Source organism: Nocardia sp. Root136 (assembly GCF_001427185.1).
GTDB lineage: Bacteria > Actinomycetota > Actinomycetes > Mycobacteriales > Mycobacteriaceae > Nocardia > Nocardia salmonicida.
The window spans coordinates 148,523-164,733 of the sequence record NZ_LMFE01000008.1 but is presented as its reverse complement, the minus strand read 5'-3'; the positions used below and the strand labels follow the sequence as shown (position 1 = coordinate 164,733).

17 protein-coding genes are annotated in these 16,211 nt (G+C 66.9%); 8 read left to right on the top strand and 9 right to left on the bottom strand.

All coding sequences use genetic code 11. The features are described from left to right. The first annotated feature begins 64 nt into the window (after nucleotides 1-64). Nucleotides 65-763 carry a winged helix-turn-helix transcriptional regulator gene (locus ASD42_RS21925; protein ID WP_056820419.1) on the top strand — a complete coding sequence of 233 codons (699 nt, stop codon included), beginning with the start codon at nucleotides 65-67 and terminating at the stop codon, nucleotides 761-763. Here ASD42_RS21925 and ASD42_RS21920 read toward each other — a convergent pair. Further along, complete coding sequence (locus tag ASD42_RS21920; protein WP_156677537.1) at nucleotides 733-1,233, bottom strand: hypothetical protein; 501 nt, start codon at nucleotides 1,231-1,233, stop codon at nucleotides 733-735. The genes ASD42_RS21925 and ASD42_RS21920 overlap by 31 nt on opposite strands. Nucleotides 1,234-1,441: 208 nt before the next feature. On the opposite strand from ASD42_RS21920, the gene ASD42_RS21915 reads away from it, so the two are divergent. Together ASD42_RS21915 and ASD42_RS21910 are read left to right on the top strand one after the other, a co-directional pair. Next, a complete protein-coding gene (locus ASD42_RS21915) occupies nucleotides 1,442-1,681 on the top strand; it encodes a hypothetical protein (protein WP_056819678.1) in 240 nt (79 codons plus the stop codon). A gap of 108 nt (nucleotides 1,682-1,789) precedes the next feature. Beyond that, nucleotides 1,790-2,992: a site-specific integrase gene (locus ASD42_RS21910; protein WP_056819674.1), complete on the top strand. Its 1,203-nt coding sequence runs from the start codon at nucleotides 1,790-1,792 to the stop codon at nucleotides 2,990-2,992. A gap of 46 nt (nucleotides 2,993-3,038) precedes the next feature. On the opposite strand, the gene ASD42_RS21905 is transcribed toward ASD42_RS21910, so the two are convergent. From ASD42_RS21905 to ASD42_RS21895, 3 genes are all read right to left on the bottom strand, one after another. Further along, complete coding sequence (locus ASD42_RS21905; RefSeq protein WP_063893713.1) at nucleotides 3,039-3,881, bottom strand: SGNH/GDSL hydrolase family protein; 843 nt, start codon at nucleotides 3,879-3,881, stop codon at nucleotides 3,039-3,041. A 235-nt stretch (nucleotides 3,882-4,116) separates the two neighbouring features. Then, on the bottom strand, nucleotides 4,117-5,106 hold the full coding sequence (locus ASD42_RS21900) for a LacI family DNA-binding transcriptional regulator (protein ID WP_056819669.1): 990 nt from the start codon (nucleotides 5,104-5,106) through the stop codon (nucleotides 4,117-4,119). A 66-nt stretch (nucleotides 5,107-5,172) separates the two neighbouring features. Next, the gene (locus tag ASD42_RS21895) at nucleotides 5,173-5,655 is read right to left on the bottom strand and encodes a nitroreductase family deazaflavin-dependent oxidoreductase (protein WP_056819666.1); all 483 of its coding nucleotides are present in this window, start codon (nucleotides 5,653-5,655) and stop codon (nucleotides 5,173-5,175) included. A 442-nt stretch (nucleotides 5,656-6,097) separates the two neighbouring features. On the opposite strand from ASD42_RS21895, the gene ASD42_RS21890 reads away from it, so the two are divergent. Together ASD42_RS21890 and ASD42_RS21885 are read left to right on the top strand one after the other, a co-directional pair. Then, nucleotides 6,098-7,420: a family 1 glycosylhydrolase gene (locus ASD42_RS21890; protein WP_056819663.1), complete on the top strand. Its 1,323-nt coding sequence runs from the start codon at nucleotides 6,098-6,100 to the stop codon at nucleotides 7,418-7,420. A gap of 38 nt (nucleotides 7,421-7,458) precedes the next feature. Next, nucleotides 7,459-8,181 carry a TetR/AcrR family transcriptional regulator gene (locus ASD42_RS21885; protein ID WP_063893696.1) on the top strand — a complete coding sequence of 241 codons (723 nt, stop codon included), beginning with the start codon at nucleotides 7,459-7,461 and terminating at the stop codon, nucleotides 8,179-8,181. Between the two features lie 17 nt (nucleotides 8,182-8,198). Here ASD42_RS21885 and ASD42_RS21880 read toward each other — a convergent pair whose 3' ends face one another. From ASD42_RS21880 to ASD42_RS21865, 4 genes are all read right to left on the bottom strand, one after another. Beyond that, nucleotides 8,199-9,197 carry an AurF N-oxygenase family protein gene (locus ASD42_RS21880; RefSeq protein WP_056819657.1) on the bottom strand — a complete coding sequence of 333 codons (999 nt, stop codon included), beginning with the start codon at nucleotides 9,195-9,197 and terminating at the stop codon, nucleotides 8,199-8,201. Between the two features lie 121 nt (nucleotides 9,198-9,318). Beyond that, entirely contained in the window at nucleotides 9,319-9,912 is a 594-nt protein-coding gene (locus ASD42_RS21875; RefSeq protein WP_056819654.1) for a hypothetical protein, read from the bottom strand. Nucleotides 9,913-9,996: 84 nt separating this feature from the next. Continuing rightward, a complete protein-coding gene (locus tag ASD42_RS21870; protein WP_056819650.1) occupies nucleotides 9,997-10,737 on the bottom strand; it encodes a TetR/AcrR family transcriptional regulator in 741 nt (246 codons plus the stop codon). Between the two features lie 7 nt (nucleotides 10,738-10,744). After that, nucleotides 10,745-11,461, bottom strand: a complete 717-nt coding sequence (locus ASD42_RS21865; protein WP_056819649.1) for a MerR family transcriptional regulator — start codon at nucleotides 11,459-11,461, stop codon at nucleotides 10,745-10,747. A gap of 99 nt (nucleotides 11,462-11,560) precedes the next feature. On the opposite strand from ASD42_RS21865, the gene ASD42_RS21860 reads away from it, so the two are divergent. Beyond that, nucleotides 11,561-13,288 (top strand): GMC oxidoreductase, encoded by a 1,728-nt coding sequence (locus ASD42_RS21860; RefSeq protein ID WP_056819646.1) that lies wholly within the window; start codon nucleotides 11,561-11,563, stop codon nucleotides 13,286-13,288. Between the two features lie 104 nt (nucleotides 13,289-13,392). Next, on the top strand, nucleotides 13,393-14,328 hold the full coding sequence (locus tag ASD42_RS21855) for an NAD-dependent epimerase/dehydratase family protein (RefSeq protein ID WP_056819643.1): 936 nt from the start codon (nucleotides 13,393-13,395) through the stop codon (nucleotides 14,326-14,328). A 14-nt stretch (nucleotides 14,329-14,342) separates the two neighbouring features. On the opposite strand, the gene ASD42_RS21850 is transcribed toward ASD42_RS21855, so the two are convergent. Then, nucleotides 14,343-15,185 (bottom strand): DUF5995 family protein, encoded by an 843-nt coding sequence (locus ASD42_RS21850; protein ID WP_235569767.1) that lies wholly within the window; start codon nucleotides 15,183-15,185, stop codon nucleotides 14,343-14,345. Nucleotides 15,186-15,332: 147 nt separating this feature from the next. On the opposite strand from ASD42_RS21850, the gene ASD42_RS21845 reads away from it, so the two are divergent. Beyond that, nucleotides 15,333-16,181: an SDR family oxidoreductase gene (locus tag ASD42_RS21845; RefSeq protein WP_056819641.1), complete on the top strand. Its 849-nt coding sequence runs from the start codon at nucleotides 15,333-15,335 to the stop codon at nucleotides 16,179-16,181. Nucleotides 16,182-16,211 lie beyond the last annotated feature (30 nt).

Sequence of the window (16,211 nt, the reverse complement as noted above, 5' to 3'; positions counted from 1 at the left end):
AACCAGATAGTCCAGAAAGTGGACTCTCCCGGTCCTGGAAGTGGACCCCGTCGGTGAGGTGACCATGACAACCACGACCGCAGGCTACGGCCAGTACTGCCCGATCTCGCGCGCGCTCGACGTGCTCGGCGAACGGTGGTCGTTGCTCATCCTGCGCGATCTGTTCGTCGGCACCACCCGATTCAACGACCTCGCTCGCGGCCTACCCGGCCTCTCACGCAGCTTGCTCGCCAAACGCCTGCGCCAGTTCGAACGCGCCGGACTGATCGAGAAGCTCGGCACCGAACACCTGCTCACCGAAGCGGGCAGCCAACTCGAGCCGATCCTGTTCGGCCTCGGCGAATGGGGTGCGCGCTGGACCTTCGGCGAACCGCAGGAAGAAGAGCTCGACGCGGCGCTGCTGGTGTGGTGGATGCACACCAGGCTCGACACCTCCATGCTGCCCGGACGGCGCCAAGTGCTGCATGTCCGGTTCACCGACGACATCCGCCGGTTCTGGATCGTGGTCGAAGCCGCCGTAGCCTCGGTGTGCGAAACAGACCCCGGCTATCCCGTCGACGTCACCATCAACGCCGACGTCGCGGGCCTGTACGAGGTGTGGTTGGGGCGCATGCCGCTCACCCACGCGCAGCACACCGGACGGATCAGGTTCACCGGCCCACCCGCGATCACCCGCCGAATGCCTGCCGTCCTGCGATTGAGCCCGGTCGCCGGATATGTCGCCGCGACGGCTCAGCCTGGTCCGGCAGCGCGCGCGTCGTGATCGGGACCGGTGCGTGCGGCAATCCGCATCGCCCAGCGGTACAGCTGTTCGGGATCTCCGAGCGTCGCTCGCGCTGCGGGCCGAACCAGCACGCCGTTGGCCGCGGACAACAGGTCGTACAGGCCCAGATGCGCCCATTCCCACAACATGCTGTCGAAGTTGTACGACATCATCGCCCGCTCGACGCGCTCCCGGATGTCGGTGACCTCCTGCGGCGCGATCCCCGACCGATGCAGTCGTGCCTCGGTAGCGCGCTGATCGTCGTCGTCGAACGAGGTATCGAGGAACGGCTCCAGCAGATCCGCCCAGATATCGCCACGACGACGCACCGCAATCTCGGTGCGCCGACAGAACTCGGCGAGGGCCGGCGCATCGGACGCGAGCACGAACAGCGTCTCCCCCGAGACAGTGCGAAGTTCCGGCGGAGACGCGCGCGGATCGGCGTCGGCGATCTCCGAAACCGCTAGCACGCCATCGGGATACACCGATGCGCCCGCGAAAGGATAGTCGACAAACTGAATCTCTGTGTCGCCGATGACCACCCGCATCGCCCTATGATGGCGGCCCGAAAGCACCTGGACCGGCTGTCATGAACTAAATCGAACAAAACGTGGCAGTAATCACTACTTGGCCCGCGATGTTGGCAACGGCCGTAATCAAAACGTTAGGGTTTCATTCATGGTACGTACCGGAGCAGTAACCTCAGAGCCGTACGAACCGAGTGTTCCTCTGCCCCAACAGCATCCGGTACGACTCGAGCTCGTCAGCGAAGCGCCCGCCACCACCGGCGCACCGACCGAGGAGGTCGACGAGCACTTCCCGCGCCTCGGCGACACCAGTTTCCTGACCGGCGCGGCCCGACACCGGCTCGCCGCCTACATCCACACCCAGCTCGCCGAACTCGAAGAGATGCCGTGACCTCACACCCATGACCACGCGTCCCCGCGTCATCACACCCGCGCACGACTAGGCTGCAACGCCAGGAGTCATCGGCGACACAGCGATTCACGCGAGGAGTGGCAAGGTTTGAGCGACGCATCGGTCGTGCTTCCCGAACAGGTCCGCACCGAACTGCGCCGCGGAGTGCGCAGCGTCCTGGTCGACACCGCGGCCCTACGCCTGGTCCGCGAACGGTTCGATGACAATCAAGCAGGTGCACTGCGCCGCTACCTCGAAGCGTCCCAATCGGCGAACACCCTGCGTGCCTATCGAACAGACTGGATCGCCTGGGCGGGCTGGTGCGCGATCGAACAACGCCAGGCGCTCCCCGCGGACCCGCTCGATGTGGCCGTCTACCTGGCGGCCTCCGCCGACGCCCGACGAGAAAACGGCACATGGGCCTTCAGCCCGGCCACCCTCGATCGCAAGTCCGCCGCCATCGCCGCAGTCCACGCCGCCAACGGACTCCCCTCACCGACCCGTTCCGACGTCGTCCGGCTCACCCTGCGCGGTATCCGTCGCACCCGCCGCACCCCACCGACCCGCAAACGGCCGGTCCTGCTGCACACCCTCGACCAACTCCTCGCCGAGCTCCCCCCACCCGACTGGCCCACCGAACCCGCTCGCCGCCGCGACGCGCTGGCACTGCTGGTCGGTTTCGCCGGCGCTCTGCGGCGCAGCGAACTCGCGGGCCTGCGCATCAGCGACGTGCACGTACGCACCGACCACACCACCGGCGAACCACTGCTCGTCGTTCACCTGCCGACAACGAAGACCGACCCGACCGGCGTCGCCGAACAGCGCATCGCCCTGCCTCGCGGCAAACACCCACGCACCTGCCCGATCTGCGCCTTCGCCGACTGGGTCCGGCTTCTGGAAGTCCACGCCGACGCCGGCGACGCGGGCGCACGGACCTGGACGACGAACAACCTCGCGGCCGACACCACGATCCACCGCTGCCACGGCTTCACCGGAACCCGCCTCAGCACCGACGAAGACCGCCCGCTGTTCCCCACGATCAACCGACACGGCTCGATCAGCGACACCGCCCTGTCCGGCCGGGCCGTCGCCGAACTCGTCAAGCGCTACGCGGCCCGCGCGGGCCTGGACCCCGACCTGTTCTCCGGGCACTCCCTACGCGCCGGCTTCGCCACCCAAGCCGCCCTCGGCGGAGCCAGCGACCGCGAGATCATGCGCCAGGGCCGCTGGTCCAACCCCCGCACCGTCCACGGCTACATCCGCACCGCGAACCCACTCGAAGACAACGCCGTCACCAAACTCGGCCTCTGAATCCGATCGACCTGCAGGCAAACGATCCGGCTCCGCAGTTCACGTATCAATTGGCGGTCAAGGCCTCATACGCTTTCGCGGCCATGTACTCCCGGCCCAGCCGCGTGGGATGGAAGAACGTGCCTCCCTCTCCGGGCTCGAGTCCGACGAACGACACATAGCGTTGCGCGACAGGGGCGCAGATCGAATGATCGCCCTCGGAGTCGGGATCGACAAAGGTGAAACCCGCTCGGTCCGCGGCCGCCGCGACTGTGTCGTTGAGTGCTTTCTGCGCGCGGATGTTGAAGGCGATGGCCGTCGGGCCCGCGATCGCATCGATGAAGCAGCCGGTGGGGTCCTCGGGCAGGATATTCAGATAACCGAGCACGGCAACCTCGGCGGCGGGGGCGTGTTGCCTGATCGCGGCGTACGCGGCGTCCAGTCGCGCCGGAAGTCTCGTGAGCGCGTCCGCGGCCTGGTCTCGTAAGGCCTGCGTGCAGGTGGCGGCCAGGAAGCAGTTGCTGATCACCGAGACGAACAGGTTCTCGTCGTTGCCGCCGATGGAGACCGCGACGAACTCGGTGGCGGCGGACAACCCGTCCACCTGCGGGCCCATCGGTGAAACCTGCGTGATGTCGGCGGTGACAGCGCCTCCGCAGCCCCAGTCGCCGAAGCTGGTCTGTGGCATCTTCGCGGCGATGAGTCGCGCGACGCTGTCGGTGGCCTGAATGCACGGTCCTATGAGCGAGCCCGCGAAGGATCCGCTGTCGATATAGGAGTCGCCGATCGCGACGAATTCGGCGCCAGTTCGGTGAGAAGGGTCCCCTGGTGCGGCGGACGACAGCGCCGCCGGGGACAACAGCAGTCCCGCTGTGGCAAGGAGTAGTACACGGTGTGCAACGTTGCGCATCGTTCGGATCACCTCAGTGTCGAATCGGTTGGGCGACGCAGAATCCGGCGGTGGTGTCTACCGATTCCGCGATCAGGGTGCGACAAATCGCCGTTGCCTGATTGCACCGGCGATTCGATCTAATACGTATTAGCTGAGATCAGGCTAACAGTCAGTGAGAATCTTCGAAGGAAGAATCGAGCACGAAAAAGCCACGACCGGCCACCGGCTGGGCGGTCGCAGTGCTACTGCGAAGCTAGGACGACCCGCGGTGAACCAACGTCAGCGCATCCGTCGCGACCGCGCGCACCTGGGCAGCACCGCCTTGCGCCAGATCGACGATGGCGCCGGCGAGACTCCCCGCGGGAACCGTCAGATCGATGCCGATAGTGGTCAACGTGGGCACCGTCAGCGCGCCGATCGTCTCGCTGTCGACCCCGATGATCGCCAGATCGCCGGGAACATCGAGGCCGCGCAACCGGCACGCACCCAGGACCGCCACGGCCACAACGTCGTTGAACGCCGCCACAGCAGTCACCGGCGGCGCGCTCTCGACCCAATGCGTCAACGCGTCAGCGGCCCCGTCCAGCGAATAATCCATGCTCGCCACCACCGGCTCCGCGAGCCCGAGCAGTCGGCACTGTTCGCGAGCGCCTTCCAGCCGAGGCAGACAGAACGGCTGATCCTGTGGGTCTTCGACCGCGGCGAACCCGATCACCCGATGCCCACGATCGGCCAAGTGCCGCACCTGCATTCGCCCGATCTCGCGCTGATCGAGTCCGGCGACCGAGGCATCCTCGGACCCCAGAACGCCATCGATGACCGGTACCCCCGACTTCACCAACGCCTGCTTGTCGGCCTCGGGAAGAACTGTCGCGGAAACGACGATGGCCGGGTCCAGATGTTGACACACGGCACTCACCCCACCTGCCAGCCCGGTCAATTCGAGGAACACGCACGTGAACCCCTGCGCCTGCAAAGCGGTCGTTACCTCGCGTTTGAACCGCGCGAACGGCTCCGACACCGGAGCATCCGCCAAGAGGAACACCACTACTTGGCTGCGGCCGCTGCGCAATGCCCGAGCGACCGCCGACGGCGCATAGCCGAGCCGCTGGGCAGTATCGAGGACCAGTCGCCGCGTGGTCTCCGAAATTCCGAACTCGTTCTTGCCGTTCAGCACGAAACTCACCGTCGTCTGTGAGACTCCGGCTTCTCGAGCGACATCCAGACTGGTGATCCTCGCCAACGCTCCTCCTGGCCGCCCAAGGTATCAGCTAGCGATCGCGGAGCAGATCATCCCCGAGGTCTTGGGTCAGGCGATCCGGTCGAGTCGGAAGATGCGGAACTCACGACCACCCGAAAGCCGGAATTCCATCTCGTAGCCCGGCCAGAACTCGACGGCCTGGTCCCACACGCGTTTGCGCTCGACATCGGTGATCTCGCTGACGGTCACCGGGAACGCGGAGCTGCCACCGAAACGGGCCGATGCCGTACGGGCCGCGCGCAGGTTGGCCGACCACGCCGGATGCTCCGGTTTGCCCCAGTTGGAGCCGACCAGATAGAAGCCGTCACCGTCGGGCACGCACAGCAGCGAGGTGGTTCGCGGCTGTCCCGATTTACGCCCGACCACCGTGATCTCGATCGATGGGAGCCCGGCCAGGTCGAGTACACCCCACCGACCGCCACTGAGCCTGCGCAACAACCGCTCGGTCGGCAGGACTACGCCGGCGCCACGCATCACCCAGGGCTGTGTCGCGAACACGCGCGCAAAGCCTGGCAAGGGATTGAAAACCATCCACGAATCCTTGCTCGAGCAAATCGAGTTCGCCCACTCACGATGCTGCGCTGAGAGGCAACTCACTCGAAGTGCTGGACGACCGATCGCCGCGAGCGACGCTCGGCGTACTGCGGCCGATCGGAAGTCGGCAAACACGGCCGAAACCTGCATGCGTACTGGTTCGACACCGGTCCCGCAGTTGCCGTCGATTTAACGGCCTGACCCTCCCCTCCCCTGCCCTTGCTGGTGAGTGGTTGTTTGGTTCGAACATGTCTGGAATTGAGTCGGTCTGATCGGCATTAGAGGGAGAAGCATAAGTAGATGCGCATATCTACGTTACTCCATGTAATTTCTATAGCGGCGGGTTCCAAACCCGCCGCTCCGACCCACTTCCCCCGCACAACTACCTCGATGTCGCACACTGAACTCCCCTTCCCCTCCCTCAGACCCCAGGAGTGCCATGCCCTCCCCCACTGGTCGCCGAATCCTCGCTGCGGTCGCTCTCACCGCCGTGGCACTGCTCACGACCAGCACCTCCCCCGCCCTGGCCCGACCACCGGCGCCGGTCCAACTGGCACCACTCGGGCCCGAATTCCTCTGGGGAGTGGCAGCTTCCGGGTTTCAGGCCGAAGGTGATGCGCCGGACAGCAATTGGCGCCGATATGTCGAATCCGGTTCCACCGACGATCCCTATCTGAACTCGGTCGACTTCCGGAATCGCTACCGCTCCGATATCGCGCTCGCCGCGAAACTCGGTGTGCGCGTCTACCGCATCGGGATCGAGTGGGCCCGGGTCCAACCGCGACCTGGCGTCTGGGACGAGGCGGCACTCGCGTTCTACGACGACGTCGTCAGCGCGATCACCGAGGTGGGGATGCGGCCGATGCTGACGCTCGATCACTGGGTGTACCCGGGCTGGGCGGCCGACCGCGGCGGCTGGCGCGATCCGGAGATCGTCGCCAACTGGCTGTCCAACGCGCGCGTGGTCGTCGACCGGTTCGCCGACGCGGATCCGCTGTGGGTGACGTTCAACGAGCCTACGTTCTACATAGTCAACGATCTGCGCCACGGCGGCATCGGCGGGGCCGACATTCTCACCATGGGTGAACGAATCGCCCAGGCGCACAACAGCATCTACGACTACATCCACGCCGTACACCCCGGCGCCCAGGTAACCAGCAATGTCGCCTACGTCCCCACTGTCGACGACGCGGTCAGCGGACCACTGCTCGACCGGATCTCGGCGCGCCTGGACTACATCGGCATCGACTACTACTACGGCTTCTCCCCCGCCCAGCTGCAGATTCCCGATCCGGACCGCCTCTGGACGATGCCGCTGCAACCCGAAGGCATCTACTACGCGCTCGACCACTTCGCGCGGAAGTTCCCCGGCCGCCCGCTCTACATCGTCGAGAACGGCATCCCCACCGAGAACGGACTCCCCCGCGCCGACGGCTACACGCGGGCGGACTCACTGCGCGACACCGTCTACTGGCTCCAGCGCGCCGTCGCCGACGGCATCCCGCTGATGGGCTACAACTACTGGAGCCTCACCGACAACTACGAATGGGGCTCCTACACTCCACGTTTCGGCCTCTACACGGTCGACGTTCTCACCGACCCGACCCTTACTCGCACGCCCACCGACGCGGTCGCCGCCTACCGTGCGATCACCGCGGCGGGCGGCGTCGCCCCCGATTACCGGCCGACGCGCCCTGTCGCCGCGTGCTCGCTCGTCGACGGGCTCGCCAGTTGCACCGATCCGGTGTCGGTCCCCCGGTAGAGGTTTGAACCACCGATGCTTGCTCTACACTCGGGCGGGTGTCGAGCACAGCGTCACACCCAGCCGGCGCCGTGAGCGGCAGGCAAGCCCGATGGCAGCCGCACAACGACAGCCGCCGGGAGCGAATCGTGCTGGCCGCGGTCGAGCTGATCGAACAGGCGCCCGCCGGCGTCGAGGTGCCGATCATCCAGATCGCCGAGCACGCGGGGCTCGCGAAATCGGTGGTCTACCGGCAATTCGCCGGCCGCGACGAGCTCGATCGCCGGATCAGGAGCGAGATCGCCGACCGGTTCGTCGCCGACATCGAGGACGCCCTCGACATCGCCGAGGGATCGATCCACGAAATCCTGGTTCGCACGATCGGCGGCGTCGTCGATTGGATCCAGGACCATCCCCGGCTACACGAGTTTCTACGGACAGGTCCATCGGAGACCGATCCCGATATCGACGCGATGAGCGCGCTGATCGACACCCTCGCGGGTTCGACCAGGGCGCTCGTCACCGGCTTGGCTGGTGTCGTGGGCGTGACCGACGAGGCCTCGGCCGACACGATGACCTTTGCCATCGTCTCGATGACCGAGGCCACCGTCACCCGTTGGGCCAACGACCCCGGTCCGGCGCTCACCAGGGATCAGCTGATCGAGGAAGTCGCCTCCTACGCCTGGCACGTGGTGGACGGCGTCGCCCGCCGCCACGGCCTGAACCTCGACCCCGACAAGCAACTCACCGAGATCATCACCCAGCTGGTCGCCGGCGACTGATCGCCGGCGACGTCAGCTCAGGCGACGCGCCGAGCGCTGCGTTCGGGCTCGCTGCGGTAGCGCGACACGGGCCCGTCGATGCCGAACTTGCGCCACAGCCACTTGGCGGTCGGGTTCATCAGACCGAGGTCATTGGCCAGTTTGCGCATATCGCCGAAGTAGCCCGCCAGGATCTGCTGGGAATGCTCCGACTTCCAGAACGCCTGCTCGATGACCTCGCGCGGAATGTCGAACTCGCGCTCGAACGAACGCGGCGGCGCCATGATCTCACTGGCCAGCCAGCGCATCGCGATCGGGAAGGCCACCGAGCAGACGCCGCGATTGAACTTGCCCATCCGCCCGATATGCGCGGTGAGAAAGTCACCGGCGAAGGAGATGTGACGCGCTTCCTCGGCGATATGGATCTCCATGGTGCGCAACACCATCGGCGGCATCGTCGCGCCCGCGCGGATCACGGCCTTCTGATAGTGATCGATCGGTTCCTCGCCGCCGAGGATGCCGATGAACAGGATCGTGTGGGCGTAGCCGCCCGCCACACCGATCAGCGGCGACAACGCGCGAAACATCGGCCGCATGCCGGGCACGTCGACGTCGATGCGGTTGACCAGCTCCTGGAACATCTGGATGTGGTTGCACTCTTCGGTCATCTCGTGCAAGCAGTACCGGAACTCGGGCGACCCGTTCGGCAGCTTCATGATGTATTGCATCATTCCGCGGATCAGGATGCTCTCGAAGGCGGCGCCGACCTTGATCGAATTGGCGGTGCGCCATTTACCGATCGCGATGCGCCGGTCCAGGGGTTGGTCGCGGTACCACTGTGTCGCGCCGAGCGGGTCGATCTCGGGCGTGAGAACCCACCGCACGTCGTTCGGGTCAAGGGCGAGCTCGGGCGAATCCCAGTCGATATCGAGGTAGGGATCGAAATGGCGGTCGACAGACCCCTGTGACAGGGTTGCCAGCGCCTCTCGGTACTCCTCGGTAATGGGTCCACCACGGCTCGATTCGGTCAGCGTCATCGGTGCCTCCTCGGTTCGCGTGCGGCGCGCACGGCCCTGTTAGCGCCGTCACACCGTTACCCGAGAATAACTGAGACCTCCAGTCCCACACAACCCTGGCTCGATAACGTTTTCCCACGAGCTATTCGACGAGCAACACCACCATCTGGCGGGCCAACTCGGTATCGCCGGGACCGCCGAGCCAGATCAGCGGGCGACGTTGGTCGAGGTGGTCCAGCGCTTCGGGCAGGGAGAGGAACACCCGGTCGGCGCGTACAACGCAGACCTGAGGCATGTCCTCGGAGACCGCTGGACCACCGTCGGCATCGAGTGCCAGCGAGCCGGTGGACGCGTCACCGGCCACCGCGTCGCGAACCACCGCCTCACCGGACTCGTCCGAGTCCGAGCCGCTGTGCACGACCCGATGTCCCGGCGCACTGGCCCAGTGGTCCAACCACGCCGGGCCGGGCTCGACCGCGGCGAGTACGGTCTGCACGCTCATGCCGTAGAGCACGTCGGCGACCGCGGCGGGCAGGCCCGCGATGTCGACGGTGCGCACCAGCGACCCGTGCTCGCGCAACCGTTCGACGAACCGCTCGAGCACCTCGGCCCGTTCGTCCGGATCCACCAACGCGTGCCTGCCGGAGGATCGACGCATGGGGACCCGGCGCTCGTCCTCGGGTAGGTCGAGCAGCCCGTCACGGACTCGGCGCAAGATCTCCTCGCGGGAATTCACTCGGGCACTCTCCTTCGTTGGCGACGCCGTCGTCGCCGTTCACACATTCCCTCTCCCCACATACCGCGGGAACCCTTCGAATCGCTACCGTACCGACCGGTCCACATCATCCGAGCGCGGCACGACGAAGCCGAGCAGATGCAGTAACTGATCGATATTCAGGTCGAAGATCTCCGCGCGATCAGCGAAGGTGTCGCGGCCGTACATGTCGAACACGTCGAAGTTCACGGCACCGAACAGCGTGGTCCATGCGGTGAGGGCTGACGCGATCACCGAGTCGGGGGCGAGGAGGCCGAACTGCTCACGGATCGTCGCGAAATCGGCGGCCGTTCGCGCGCTGATCGCCGGTCCGGTAGCGGGGACGTCGAGCTGCCCCTGACGGTAAGCGCTGTCGACGATGCCGAGCAGGATCGCGATCACCCGCACCCCTGGCGCCTCGGTGTCAGAGGCGGGTGCGTCGTAGCCGGGTACGGGCGTGCCGAAGAGCAGGCCGTACCAGGCGGGTTCGGCCAGCGCCCATTCCCGCACCGCCCGCGCGGTGACCCGGAAACGGGTCGCCGGGTCGTCGGGTGCGTCGATCAGTGCCGCGTCGACGGCGTCGCCCAACGCGTTGTAGCCGTCGACCACCAGCATGGTCAGCAGTTCGTCGCGGCTGCGCACGTACCGATACACCGCCGAGGACACCACACCCAGATCGCGCGCAACCGCACGCAACGACAGTGCCGCGGCGCCCTGGGTAGCGAGGTGCTCGCGGCCGATGCGTTTGATGTCAGCGATCGTCTGCGCGCGTGCCAGGGCACGGGGGCCCGGCTGGTCGGAACTCATCCTCCGATCATCGCCCACTGATGGCGCGGGCCGGAGCACGGCGCCCGGCCGCGTCGTCGGCGGCGGCCGCGGCGCGTTCGATCTCGGCGGCGAGCGTGGCACCGCCGACCTCCCATGCCATCGCGAGCAATCGGTCGCGGAAGCGGCTCAGGTCCACACCGACACTCTCGCCGCCGTAGCTCGTGCCCGCGGCGTCGCGGATCGTGTGCACCACTTCGTCGGCGAGCACGGCGATCCGCGACTGGATCATCGTGCGCAGCACACCACTCAGCGTGATGTCGATGCCGACGTCGTAGAGGACCAGCGCGGCCTTGAACATCGACCGGTCCCCGAGGAACCAGCGCTCGTCACGGCGCTCGAGATATCCCGCCGAGATGAGCTCCGCGAGCACATCGGCGCCACGGTCGCCCAGCATCGCCGCGAGCTCGGCGTCGTCGATGTGGCACGAGCGTTCGGCAGCCTGGCTCGCGCGCGGATCGAACAGCACGCGCCAATCACCGGGCTGCGGCTCAGCGTCGAACACCTCGCGGATCGCGTCCAGGCGCAGGCCGCGCGCCTGCATGGCGACGATGTCGCGCAAGCGGTCCACATGCTCGTCGGAGTAGACGACTTCCTTACCCGCGCGGCCGGGCTTGGGGAGCACGCCGAGCGAGTGGTAATAGCGGATGGTGCGCGACGCCACGCCGCTGACGTCGGCGAGTTCCGCTCGGGTATATCGGGCCACCCGAACAGCATAGGTCGAAGCGGAGCCTACGTTGACAGCCCTGGCTGTCGCCATTAGCGTTACCCGCGTCACTGTCGACACCGATCGAGGAGCTCCCCCATGCCCGAGCGCACCACCGATTTCGACGTTCTGATCGTCGGCTCCGGCTTCGGTGGCAGTGTCACCGCGCTGCGCCTGGTGGAGAAGGGCTACAAGGTCGGCGTCATCGAGGCGGGCCGCCGCTTCGCCGATGACGAACTGCCGAAAACCAGCTGGGACCTGCGTAAATTCGTGTGGGCGCCCAAGCTCGGCTGCTACGGCATCCAGCGCATCCACCCGCTGCGCGACGTTCTGATCCTGGGCGGCGCCGGCGTCGGCGGTGGCTCGCTGAACTACGCCAACACCCTCTACGTGCCGCCGGAGCCGTTCTTCCAGGACCCGCAGTGGCGAGAGATCACCGACTGGCGCACCGAGCTGACCCCCTATTACGAGCAAGCGAAGAAGATGCTCGGTGTCGTGACGAATCCCCACATGACTCCCGCCGACGAGATCTTCAAGTCCGTCGCCGAGGACCTGGGTGTGGGCGACACGTTCGTGCAGACTCCCGTCGGCGTGTTCTTCGGTACGCCGGGTGAGACCGAGGCCGACCCCTACTTCGGTGGTGTCGGTCCCGAGCGCACCGGCTGTGTCGAATGTGGCGACTGCATGGTCGGTTGCAAGTTCGGCGCCAAGAACACCTTGGTGAAGAACTACCTCTACCTCGCGGAGAAGGCCGGCGCGCAGGTCATTCCGATGACCACCGTGTCGTCGCTGCGACCGCTGCCCGACGGCACCTGGGACGTGGCCACCGAGCGCACCGGCGCGTGGGTGCGCAAGGCGCCCAAGACGTTGACCGCCGAGCATGTCGTGCTCGCGGCGGGCACGCTCGGTACGCAGAAGCTGCTGCACGCGATGCGTGATGAGGGTGCGCTGCCGAATCTGTCGGACAAGCTCGGCCTGCTGACCCGCACGAACTCCGAGTCGATCGTCGGTGCGGCGACCAGGACGCTGGGGCCGGACCAGGACTTCACCAAGGGTGTCGCGATCACCTCCTCGATCCACCCCACCCCCGATACCCACGTCGAGCCGGTTCGCTACGGCAAGGGCTCCAACTCGATGGGCATGCTGCAAACGCTCATGGTCGACGGGGGCGGGCGGGTGCCGCGATGGCTGCGGTTCCTGGGCCTGGTGCTGTCCAATCCGCTGACCTTCTTCCGCTTCATGAGCACGAAGAACTGGAGCGAGCGCACGATCATCTCCCTGGTCATGCAGCACCTGGACAATTCGATCACCACCTACACCAAGCGCGGGCTGTTCGGTGGCCGCAAGCTGACCTCCAAACAGGGCCACGGACAGCCGAACCCGACGTGGATCCCGGCGGGCAACGATGTCACCCGACGGGTCGCGGAGAAGATCGGCGGCGTCGCCGGTGGCACCTGGGGTGATGTGTTCAATGTGCCGATGACCGCGCACTTCCTCGGCGGCGCGGCGATCGGCGCCGACCGCGAGCACGGCGTGATCGACGCCTACCACCGCGTGTACGGCTACCCGACGCTCAGCGTTGTCGACGGTGCCGCCGTATCGGCCAACCTCGGCGTCAACCCCTCGCTCACCATCACCGCCCAAGCCGAGCGCGCGGCCGCCTACTGGCCCAACAACGGCGAGGTCGACACCCGCCCCGAGCAGAGCGCCGGCTACAGCAAGATCGCCCCGGTTCGTCCGAACCAGCCGGTCGTGCCCGCGAGCGCGCCCGCCGCCCTGATCCTGCCGATCATCGAGGTCCGCAGCTCGGAGAAGACCGCGGGCTGATTCGACGAAATCAGGCCCCGGCCTTGCGGTTGACACCGCGAGGCCGGGGCCTTTTCTGTTCGGCGCCACGTAGCATCGGTGCCGACGACGGGGAGGAGCTTTCGATGACGGTGCTGGTTTTGGGCGGCTACGGAACGGTCGGCGCGCATCTGGTGAGATTGCTCCGCGCCGAAGGGATCTCCGTGCAGGCGGCGGGGCGCGATCCCGCCAGGGCGGACCGGGTGGTCGACCTGCGCGACAGCGCCGGTGTCGACGCGGCTTTGGCAGATGCGACCATCGTCGTGAACTGCGCGGGCACCGAGGATGTCGGGTTGGCCCGGGCGTGTGTCGGTCGCGGGATCGTCTTCGTCGATATCTCCGCGACGTCGAGCTATGTCCAGGCACTCGAACACGTCGGCGGCCCCGCGGTGCTCGGCGTCGGGTTGGCTCCCGGACTCACCACCCTGCTCGCCGTCGACGCACTCACACCCCGCAGCGGCCCCGTCGACATCATGATCGGCCTCGGCTCCGGCGAAACCCACGGCCCCGCCGCGACTGCCTGGACCTATCGGCTGCTCGGTCAGCGCTTTGCCGACGCCGACGGCACGAGCATCCGCAATTTCACCGGGCGGCAACGCTTTTCAGTGCCCGCGCACGCCGGCTACCGTCCGTTTCCCGCTCTCCGCGCGGACTTCGCCGATCAGCACCGTCTCACCCGCGAGTTCGGTGTCCCGGTGCGCACCTACCTCCGCCTCGACTCCCGACTCGCCACGCTCGGCCTGGCTGCCCTCACGTGGACGCCTGCCCTGCAATCGCTGGCGCCTGCCCATATGCCCGGCAGCAGTGATCGCTGGGTAGCGCTCGCGCAGGCCGCGGACGGATCCATCAGATCGGCGTACGGGCGCGGACAATCACTGGCTACGGCCGTGGTCGCCGCCATCACGGTGCGCGCGCTGATCCGGAATCCGGTCTCCGCGCCGACCTGGATCCACCAGCTTCTCGAGCTCGACGACATCTGTCATGACCCGCTCGCGGCAGATATCCGGTTCGACCGCTCCTGAAGGCACCGACGTGTTCAGAGTGCGTTGATGCGGGCCAGTGCTTCGAAAGCCAGATCGGCTGCCTGCCACAATGCCGTGATCTCGGTGCGGATCGCGGGTGCGAGAGCGGGGTCTTGTAGGGCGAGGCCGTTGGTGAAGATCACCGTGTTCGCCCCGAGGTCGGCGGCGATCAGCATCTGCTCGGTGGCTACGCCCGCGCCGAACAGCTGGTCGAGTCCTTCGCCGACGAAATAGAACCGCCACAGTGGTCCGAGGTCGGCGCCATAGGCCGCCTTCGTGCGGTCGACGATCACGTCGCCGACCGAGGCGATTCCCGCCACGATCTTGAAGTAGTCCGGCGCGTTCTCGGGCTTGGTGGCCACCGCGGCCGCCGAATAGGTCAGGTCGACAGTCAGGTGCGCGTTGTATCCGGCCATGGCCGTGCGAGCGCGCGATGCCCCACAGTCGCGGGCCAGCGCGAAGTAGTGCGCCCAGTGGGGTTCCGCGATACCACCGGTGAATTCGGCGTGCAGATTGTCAAGGAACCGGCGCAGCAGTTCGAAGCTGATCGCGTGCGCGTACTCGCGGTTCACGAAGGCTGCCGGATCGCGCTGCATCGGCATCACCGCGGCGTATTCGACGCCGTCGAGCCCGATCGCGAACAGCCCGCGCAGGTCTCGATGCTCGACGAGGATCTCGGTGATCCGATGGTGGCGGGCCACCGCGTCCTCGAGGCCGGCCAGGCTGCCCGCACCGGAGATCGCCGACGTGTCCGACAGCCTCGCGAGCTCAGCGATGTCGGCCTGCGACAGGGTCGACCCGCAGGCCGTGTCCTGTACCGCGCCTGCGGCCGGGCCTACGGGCAAGGCCAATGCCACGACCGCGACACAGGCTGCAATTCCACTCGATACGCGCACGCGCCGATTCCACCACCTCATCGGCTGATCCGCGCTTCGACGCGCGCGCCGACCTGTCCGCTGGGCGTGTCGGCACGACCCGTCGCGACCACCCCATAGCCTGGACCGATGCCGGAGACCATTGCGATTTCAGGAGCCAGTGGACATATCGGCAGCCGGGTGGCCAATCTGCTCGCGCCGTCGGGCGCGCGATTGCGACTGCTCGGACGCAACGTCGACCGCATCGCGCCCATCGACGGTGCCACCACAGCGACCATCGACTTCGGCGATCCGGCCAGCGTGGGCGTTGCGCTCGACGGCGTGCAGACCTTCTTCTTCGTCTCCGCCACCGAGAGCGCCGACCGGGCCGCCCAGCAGAGCGCGGTGGTGAACGCCGCGAAAGACGCGGGTGTGCAACGGATCGTGTATCTGTCGTTCGTCGGCGCGGCGCCCGATGCCACGTTCACCTTCGGTCGCGACCACTGGTACACCGAACAGGCCATCCGCGCCTCCGGCCTCGCGTTCACCTTCCTGCGCGACAACCAGTACCAGGACATCATCCCGCACTTCGCCGATGCCGACGGCGTCATCGAGGGCCCCGCGGCCGACGGTAAGGTCGCTGCGGTCACTCGCGCCGATGTCGCCGATTGCGCTGCGGCAGTGCTCGATTCGACCGCCCACCTCGGCAAGACCTTCGACCTCACCGGTCCGCGGGCCTTCAGCCTGAGCGCTGCTACCGCCGCCATGACCGAAATCCTCGGTCGTCCGTTCCGCTACGTCGACCAAACCGTCGACGAGGCCTACGCCTCTCGCGCGAAATACGACGCGCCGCAGTGGGAAGTCGACGGCTGGGTCAGCACGTATACCTCGATCGCCGAGGGCGAGCTGGAGCACGTCACCGATGCGGTCCCGCACCTGACCGGCCATCCCGCCACCGACTTCCGCGATTTCCTCGCGACCCTGCCGAAGGCCTCCTGACCCGGCTCATCTGCGCCGGGTCAGGCAGAC

Coding starts and splice junctions, on each gene's coding strand:
- ASD42_RS21890 (WP_056819663.1), top strand. CDS start 6,098: ATGCCCTCCCCCACTGGTCGCCGAATCCTCGCTGCGGTCGCTCTCACC.
- ASD42_RS21895 (WP_056819666.1), bottom strand. CDS start 5,655: ATGGTTTTCAATCCCTTGCCAGGCTTTGCGCGCGTGTTCGCGACACAG.
- ASD42_RS21905 (WP_063893713.1), bottom strand. CDS start 3,881: ATGCGCAACGTTGCACACCGTGTACTACTCCTTGCCACAGCGGGACTG.
- ASD42_RS21860 (WP_056819646.1), top strand. CDS start 11,561: ATGCCCGAGCGCACCACCGATTTCGACGTTCTGATCGTCGGCTCCGGC.
- ASD42_RS21925 (WP_056820419.1), top strand. CDS start 65: ATGACAACCACGACCGCAGGCTACGGCCAGTACTGCCCGATCTCGCGC.
- ASD42_RS21845 (WP_056819641.1), top strand. CDS start 15,333: ATGCCGGAGACCATTGCGATTTCAGGAGCCAGTGGACATATCGGCAGC.
- ASD42_RS21855 (WP_056819643.1), top strand. CDS start 13,393: ATGACGGTGCTGGTTTTGGGCGGCTACGGAACGGTCGGCGCGCATCTG.
- ASD42_RS21870 (WP_056819650.1), bottom strand. CDS start 10,737: ATGAGTTCCGACCAGCCGGGCCCCCGTGCCCTGGCACGCGCGCAGACG.
- ASD42_RS21915 (WP_056819678.1), top strand. CDS start 1,442: ATGGTACGTACCGGAGCAGTAACCTCAGAGCCGTACGAACCGAGTGTT.
- ASD42_RS21880 (WP_056819657.1), bottom strand. CDS start 9,197: ATGACGCTGACCGAATCGAGCCGTGGTGGACCCATTACCGAGGAGTAC.